Below are 379 nucleotides of genomic sequence, written 5' to 3'. Positions count from 1 at the left end.
ATGGCAGGTAACTTTAACATGACCAATGTTAAGGAGCTTTTTCAAAATTTAATTGAGTTAGGCCAGCATCCAAAAGAATATACCGATACCATTACTGTAATGGAAAAAATTGGTCATTTTCTGGATGACGCAGTGAGTAAGATATATAAAGACTTAAAAAAAGAAGGGTATAATAAACAACAAGCTTCTCCTTTAATTGCAGAACGTTTAAAAGTATCTAAAATCCTAAAACGTGCTGCCAAAAACTGGGATGGCGGTTATGCCATGGCAGGATTAATTGGTCATGGAGATTCTTTTGTACTTCGCGACCCAGCAGGTATCAGACCGTGTTATTATTATAGTGATGATGAAGTAATTGTTGTTGCTTCTGAACGTCCTG

The 379-nt window shown here is 36.4% G+C and carries 1 protein-coding gene; it reads left to right on the top strand.

The features are described from left to right. Nucleotides 1-18: 18 nt before the first annotated feature. Nucleotides 19-379: class II glutamine amidotransferase domain-containing protein (locus H4O21_RS28400; RefSeq protein WP_220495876.1), on the top strand; the 361-nt coding region annotated here is incomplete at its 3' end.

Origin of the sequence: Oceanospirillum sediminis (assembly GCF_014164585.1) — a bacterium.
Lineage (GTDB): Bacteria > Pseudomonadota > Gammaproteobacteria > Pseudomonadales > Halomonadaceae > Oceanospirillum > Oceanospirillum sediminis.
Note: the sequence above shows the minus strand (reverse complement) of the source record. Positions and strands in the feature narration are given on the sequence as shown.